The 5,876-nt window shown below is 69.3% G+C and carries 3 protein-coding genes and 2 pseudogenes; 2 read left to right on the top strand and 3 right to left on the bottom strand.

Annotated elements, in window-relative coordinates; translation table 11 throughout:
* Positions 1 to 93: 93 nt before the first annotated feature.
* Positions 94 to 609, bottom strand: a complete 516-nt coding sequence (locus AC08OQ_RS17080) for an FAD-dependent oxidoreductase (RefSeq protein WP_476612196.1) — start codon at positions 607 to 609, stop codon at positions 94 to 96.
* Positions 610 to 914: 305 nt separating this feature from the next.
* Here AC08OQ_RS17080 and AC08OQ_RS17075 point away from each other — a divergent pair, with 305 nt between their 5' ends.
* A complete protein-coding gene (locus AC08OQ_RS17075; RefSeq protein ID WP_476601948.1) occupies positions 915 to 2,168 on the top strand; it encodes a uroporphyrinogen-III synthase in 1,254 nt (417 codons plus the stop codon).
* A gap of 61 nt (positions 2,169 to 2,229) precedes the next feature.
* On the opposite strand, the pseudogene AC08OQ_RS17070 reads toward AC08OQ_RS17075, so the two are convergent.
* A pseudogene (locus AC08OQ_RS17070) lies at positions 2,230 to 3,065 on the bottom strand (polysaccharide deacetylase family protein).
* A 587-nt stretch (positions 3,066 to 3,652) separates the two neighbouring features.
* Positions 3,653 to 4,753, bottom strand: a complete 1,101-nt coding sequence (prfB, locus tag AC08OQ_RS17065; RefSeq protein ID WP_476601949.1) for a peptide chain release factor 2 — start codon at positions 4,751 to 4,753, stop codon at positions 3,653 to 3,655.
* 813 nt (positions 4,754 to 5,566) lie between these two features.
* Here prfB and AC08OQ_RS17060 point away from each other — a divergent pair.
* Positions 5,567 to 5,876: pseudogene (locus tag AC08OQ_RS17060) on the top strand (hypothetical protein); the annotation flags it as partial.

The following is a 5,876-nucleotide window of genomic DNA, read 5'->3' as shown; positions in this document are numbered from 1 at the left end:
CCTACATCCCCCGCCCCTCGGCTCTGCACCAGCACCTCCTCACCATTCTCGGCGTCGATCCGACCCGGCCACCTTGATCGGAAACCAGGCCGGTCAACGCATCGAAACCCCATGTGCGGAAGACAGATCGAGGCCGAGCAGACCGCCACCGACGACCACACCGGTCCCGGTCCGGCTACCCCGCGCCGAGGCGAAGATCGCCTCTAGGTCCTCGATCGTGCGGTAGACATGGCAGCCGGTGGCCTCCCGGCCGGGTACCGGCGGGACGAACGGGTAGGAACCGGTCGCAAGCACCAGCACGTCGTACCGGTAGGTGCGGCCAGCACCGGTGGTCACCGTCCGGGCGGCCCGATCGACGGCGACGACCGGTTCACCGAGACGCAGCCGCAGCCGGGGGTGTTCGAGGAATCCGTCCTCGACGAGGCTGAGGTCCTCCGCGGTTGCCCCGGTGAAGTACGCCGAGAGGCCCACCCGGTCATAGGCGGGCCGAGGTTCCTCGGCGAGGACCGTGATATCCCATCGCCCCTCGACGTCGCGGTCCCGCAGCGCCGCCAACAACCGATGCCCCACCATGCCGTGGCCGACGACCACCAATGATCGAGAAGACATCCGCGCACCACCCGCACGTCCGAACCGATGGGTGCCGGTCCAAACGGGCACCCGCTACGGCCAGAACCGTACGAACCCAGGATGTCAACACCGACTCGAAGTCAGGTCGGTCCGGATACAAGGCATGCACTCCACGACACGACGGGATGTGAGATGCCCGACGAACGCTCGATGCGGACGTCGTGAATACGCAACGGTGCCGGTTAACACCGGCGTTGCACACCGGCAAGCGCGTGGACATGGCCGTGTCCGATCCTGCGGTGACCGGGGGATCGGCGCGGGACCCCAGGCCAGGAGGTAGCCTCATGACAACCCGTAGTCCCGGGTGGCCCGACATCGGCGACCGGTCCGGCGCACCCGGAACCGCCGGAACCGCCGGAACACCCGGAACCACCAGCGCGCCCGGAACGTCCCCGGCATCGGCGACATCGACGGAGCCGGCCGTCAGCGCCGGGCTGCCACCGCTGCTCGGCTTCACCGTCGGGGTCACGGCCGCGCGTCGCCGCGACGAACTCGCGAACCTCCTCGAACGGCGCGGAGCCCGGGTGATCCATGCCCCGGCCCTGCGCATCGTGCCGCTCGCCGACGACAGCCTGCTGCTCGCCGCGACCCGGGAGTGCCTCACCCGGCCGCTGGACGCAGTGATCGCTACGACGGCAATCGGCTTCCGCGGCTGGGTGGAGGCCGCCGAGGGCTGGGGGGTCGGCGAGCGGCTGCGCGACCGGCTGGACGGCGCCCGGCTGTTCGCCCGAGGGCCGAAGGTCACTGGCGCCGTCCGGGCCGCGGGGCTCACCGAATGCTGGTCGCCCCGCTCGGAATCCGGCGCCGAGCTCGTCGCCCATCTGCTCACGGAGAACCTGGCCGGGCTGCGCATCGCGGTGCAGCTACACGGCGAGCCGTTGCCAGACATGGTCGAGGGGCTGCGCGCGGCGGGTGCCGAGGTCGTCGAGATACCGGTGTACCGGTGGGAACCACCGGACGATCTGCGGCCGGTCCGCCGGATGGTCGAACTCATCGTCACCGGCGGGGTCTCCGCGGTCACCTTCACCAGCGCGCCCGCCGTGGTGAGCCTCCTACGGATCGCCCGGGAGATGGGACAGTTCGACGAACTGCTGACCGCGTTGCGGGGCGAGGTGCTGCCCGCGTGCGTGGGTCCGGTCTGCGCCGCCCCCCTCGAACGGCAGGGCGTGGCGACGGTGGCCCCGGACCGGTTCCGGCTCGGAGCACTCGTGCGCACGCTGTCCGACGAACTCCCGCGTCGCCGAGGGCGGACCGTCGAGGCCGCGGGGCACGTGCTGCGGGTCCAGGGCGCGGCAGTGATCGTCAACGGCGAGCCGGTGATGCTCGCACCCAGGACCGCGGCGGTCCTCGACGCGCTGACCGAGCGTCCCGGTCGGGTGCTGTCCCGAGCCGAGCTGCTGCGCCGGACGGGCACGGCCGGGCTCACCGACGAACACGCGGTCGAGATGACCGTCGCCCGGTTACGCACCGCGCTGGGACCGGCCGGCCGCGTGGTCGAGACCGTCATCAAGCGGGGCTATCGGCTCGCGGTCGTGTGAGAGAGCACGCGGTAACTGCCAGGCCCCGGACCCCGGACCCCAGTTCCCGCGTTCCCCGTCGTCAGGCGCCTCGGCCGAGCCGCCAGCGCGCCGCTCGATATGCCCGCCACCCCGACTGCAGTCCTCGCCGGGCGCTGAGCAGGGCGTCGCGATGCCCCTGGGAAACGAGCCGAAGGATGTCGGCCGCTCCAGCGGCCCGATTGACGATCAATCGACTGATGGCGAACCGGGACGACGTCGGTTGATGAATGCGGTACCCGACCTCACAGGCCGATTCGAACCCGGCGGCCGCGACGACATGGCGCACCGACGCGCAGTGATAACCGAAGGGGTAGCAGAAACTGTCCGGACGCCGGCCGGTTCTCTCCTCGATCAGCCGCCGGCTGGCGGTGACATCGTACCGCGCCAAGGCGGTCGGCACCACGTCGAGCTCCAGATGACGGTGACCGTGCGAGCCGAGCTCGATGCCCTCTCCGGCGAGCGCGGCGAGGTCGGACCAGTCCAGCAGGGGAGGTTGCGCTCGGTGTAGCCATCCAGCCAGGTGGCGCGCCGGCCAACGAAGGCGGTCGGCACGTACAGGGTAGCGCTGGCACCGATCGCCCGCAGAGCGGGCACCGCGGTGGTGACGAAGTCCTCGAAGCCGTTCTCGAAGGTGATCACCACCTGGCGGCGGGCGGGATGCGCCAGCGCGTCAGTGAGACCGGTGAGGTGGTAACCGCTTTCGGCGAGGGCCTCGAGCTGCTCGGCGAAGGCACCGGGAGGGAGCTCCCAGCGTCGGAAGTCCGCACTCACCGAATCACCGACGCCGTGGTACATAAGGACGGGCAGGGGCATCGTGGGCGCACCGTCGAACACGCCGGAGGCGGCGCCGGACGCCGCGGGCGCCAGGGAGGTCACGGCTTTCCCGTACCGGCGAGACTGGCCATCCTGCCCGGATTTGCACCGTTATTTCCACACAGATACATGCGTGCATTCGTGTGCAGGGACACAGACCGCACTCCCTCCGCGACAGCGGTTCGCAATCGTGAACGACCAGGTGACACGGGCGTACATCCCATCGAGTGAAGCAGTAGACGGACCAGATCAAGACACCGAAACTAAAACATCGACCGGTCCGCGAACTACCCGGAACTCTACACGTGTATACCCGGCATGCCAATGACGTCAGGAGATCCGGTGGAGTCCTCCCCCGACGCCGGGCCGGGCCGCCGGCCGAGCCTACGTCACACCGGCGTTCCCACCACGGCCGGATCTTTGTCTTTTCACCGTCCGTTCCCCGAGAGGCAGGCAGCATTCGGATGCCGTCCCGGAAACGGGAGACCTCCGGACCTCCGGACCTCCGGACCTCCGGACCTCCGGAACCGGAACGCCGGGCGCGTATCGTCCCGCCGGGCCACGAGCGCCCGGACGGTGCGGCGAGGATTGCCCGCTCAGCCCGGAACCAGGCGCATCCCGGGCGTCGGCAAAAGCTCCGAAGAACCCTCTCACGCCTGATTCTCGACCGACCGCCGCCACCGGATCTCCGCGTCGATGAAATCATCGAGCTCGCCGTCGAGAACACCGCTGGTATTCGAGGTCTCGGTGTCGGTACGCAGATCCTTCACCATCTGGTACGGGTGGAGGACATAGTTACGGATCTGTGATCCGAAGGAGACGTCCTGTGGCCCGCCGGTGATGCGCTGTTTCTCCGCCGCTTCCTCGGCCCGCCGCCGCTCCAGGAGCTTCGCCTGCAACACGATCATCGCGGCGGCCTTGTTCTGGAGCTGGCTGCGCTCGTTCTGGCACGTCACCACGATGCCCGTGGGCAGATGCGTGATGCGGACCGCGGAGTCGGTGGTGTTGACCCCCTGTCCACCCGGGCCGGACGAACGGAAAATATCGATACGCAGATCCTTGTCGTCGATGTCGACGTGGTCGGACAGCTCGACGACCGGGGTGACCTCCACCCCGGCGAAGGAGGTCTGCCGCCGGTTCTGGTTGTCGAACGGCGAAATCCGGACGAGCCGGTGCACCCCGTGCTCACTGCGCAGCGTCCCGTACGCATAGGGCGCCTTGACCTGGAAGGTTGCCGACTTCAGACCCGCCTCCTCAGCCTCGGAGGTGTCAAAGACCTCCGTGGCGTAGCCATGCCGCTCGGCCCACCGCAGGTACATCCGAAGCAACATCGCCGTCCAGTCGGCCGCGTCCACCCCGCCGGCCCCGGCCGAGAGCTGCACGATCGCGTCCCGCTCGTCGTACTCGCCGGACAGCAGGGTCCGGACCTCGAGACCGGCGATGTCATTGGACAGCCTGGGAAAATCGGCTGCGGCCTCGGCGAGTAGATCCTCGTCGCCGAGGTCCGCGGCGGCGGCGATGTCGTCGAGACGGCGACGCAACCCCTCCACCCTGGCGATGTCCCCGCGCGTCGACGACAACCTGCGGGTGACAGCCTGGGCCCGGTCCTGATCGGACCAGAGGTCGGGGTCCGCAGCCTGACGCTCCAGATCCTCGGCGCGACGGCGCAACCCCTCCACGTCGAGAACCGTCTCGATGCCGGTCAACGTGGCATCCAGCTGTTTGATCTCCTCGGACAGGTCGACGGCCATGCTGTTCACCTTACCGGCGGCACTCGGGGGCCACCGCCAGGACGGATCTTGCCCGCCCGGGCGGGAGCCGGCCGAGCTCGCATCGGCGTCGCGCCGAGCCCCGCGGCGACCTCCCCGCGGTCTCCCGACGGCATCCCGACCGGGAAACATCATCATGGCGAAACATGCAATGACTCGACGACACGAGGATGAAACATTCGCAGGATGCCACGAGAATTTCGGCCAACCGGCGCCCGCACTGCGGACAATCGTTGCGGCGGCCCCAGGCAGTCAGGCGGTTCAGCCATCCGACAACAACCTCCGACAACAACCGACGCCAATCCCTGAAGAGACACGTACCACATCGCCGAGTGCGCACAACTCGGCGCGTCCGCGGCCCCCGAACGATACCGTCGAAGACGGCGCTTCGCGCACGAATACGTGAACGCCGGGTTTCGTCGGGACAGTGCGGCCTCGCGACCATATGGGTGTCGGATGCGGAGAGCTCAGCTGCAGAGAGCTCAGACGCATCGACCGGTGCGCGCGTGTACACCGGTCGATGTCGCCGGGACGGGACGGGACGAAGGCTCGAGGACCGGCCACTACCACGGGGAAGAGGAGGAAGGCCGCCGTGAATAACCGGATCTGTCGTCCGAGCGATCGGATCACGCCGTTGGCGGCGACGACTCACCGCCCCGTCGCGTGCCGGCGGAAGGCCGCGATCATTCCCGCAGGAGCACGGAGGGTCCCATCGTCTCGGAGGTCTCGGAGGTCTCGGAGGTCGCGGACCGACGCTCTGTCCTGGTTGCCACCGGCCTCGCGGCGGTGGGCTCCGTGAGTCTGCGCGACGACGCATCCGGCCTGCACGAGGCCTGCATGGCCGCCCTGACCGCGACGGTCAGGGCCTACGAGACGTCTGATCTGATCACTACCACGTCCGCCCTGGTCTCGTTGGAGCGCACGACACAGACCGTGCCCCGGGAGCACCGGCTGCGCGGCCGGCCATCGCTGGAGTGGATGCGGCTGCACGCGGCGGTCACGACGGTGGCGGCCGCCACCGCCTACGACCGCGGCAAACACTCCGACGCCGCCGTGCGGGCCGACCGGGCCGCGGCGCTCGCCCGGGCGGCCGGGGACGGGCCAC

Source organism: Frankia sp. CcCS3, from assembly GCF_977927575.1.
This window is presented reverse-complemented; position numbering and strand designations above follow the sequence as displayed.